The organism is Spongiactinospora gelatinilytica, from assembly GCF_003236385.1.
Taxonomy (GTDB): Bacteria; Actinomycetota; Actinomycetes; order Streptosporangiales; family Streptosporangiaceae; genus Spongiactinospora; species Spongiactinospora gelatinilytica.
Genome location: NZ_POUA01000752.1, coordinates 1 through 1,113, shown reverse-complemented (window position 1 = coordinate 1,113; position 1,113 = coordinate 1). Strand labels below are relative to the sequence as shown.

At 69.9% G+C, this 1,113-nt stretch carries 1 protein-coding gene; it reads left to right on the top strand.

Features of this window, described 5'->3' with window-relative positions:
- Positions 1–32: 32 nt before the first annotated feature.
- Positions 33–1,113: type IV secretory system conjugative DNA transfer family protein (locus C1I98_RS39155; protein WP_233508583.1), on the top strand; the 1,081-nt coding region annotated here is incomplete at its 3' end.

The following is a 1,113-nucleotide window of genomic DNA, read 5'->3' as shown; positions in this document are numbered from 1 at the left end:
AAACCGGCCACCCCCGCCCGGTCGGACTCACTGTGCCCGCTGCCCGCCATCACCTGCACGTACTCGGTCAGACCGGCGTCGGAAAGTCCACCTTCCTGGCCAACCTCATCCTCTCCGACGCCCACACCGGCCGAGGCGTCCTCGTCATCGACCCCAAGGGCGACCTCATCGACGACGTACTCGACCGCCTCCCCGAACGCGCCATCACCCGAACAGTCCTGTTCGACCCCGCCGAACCCGGCAACCCGCCCTGCTTCAACGTCCTCGCCGGACCCGACCCGGCCTTCGCCGTCGACTCGATCGTCACGATCTTCCACCGCTGTTTCGCCTCGTCATGGGGCCCGCGCCTGGACGACCTCATGCGTTCGGCCTGCCTCACCATGGTCCGAGCACAAGGTCACAGGGCCACCCTCGCCGACGTCCCCAAGCTCCTCACCGACACCGCGTTCCGCGCCCGGATCACCGGCCGCCTCGACGACGAGCTGCTGCGCGGCTTCTGGTCCGCCTACGACGAACTGTCCCCCGCCGCCCGCGCCACCGTGATCAGTCCCGTCATGAACAAACTGCGAGCCGTACTCCTCCGCCCGTTCGTACGCGACGCCCTGTCCGGCGGCCCATCGACCTTCGACCTGGCCCGCACCCTGGACACCGGCGGTCTGGTCCTGGCCCGCCTCCCCAAGGGCGTACTCGGCGAGGACGCCGCCCGCCTCTTCGGCTCCCTACTCCTGGCCCACACGTGGCAGGCCATCACCCCACGCGTCCGCCTCCCCGAACACGAACGCCGCGACGCCGCCGCCTACATCGACGAGGCGCACAACTTCCTCAACATGCCCGTATCGATCAGCGACCTACTGGCCGAGGCCCGCGCCTACCGCTTCTCACTCACCCTCGCCCACCAGCACCTTTCCCAGCTCCCCAAGGACCTCCGCGAGGCCGTCTCCGCGGACGCCCGCAACAAGATCTACTTCGCCGCATCGCCCGAAGACGCCCACGACCTCGCCCGCCACGTCGGCCCGGTCCTGACCCCGCACGACCTGTCCCACCTCGGCGCGTACCAGGCCGCCGGGCGAGTCATGACCGCCAAAGGCGGCCTGGTACGCGCCGAGGTGGGAC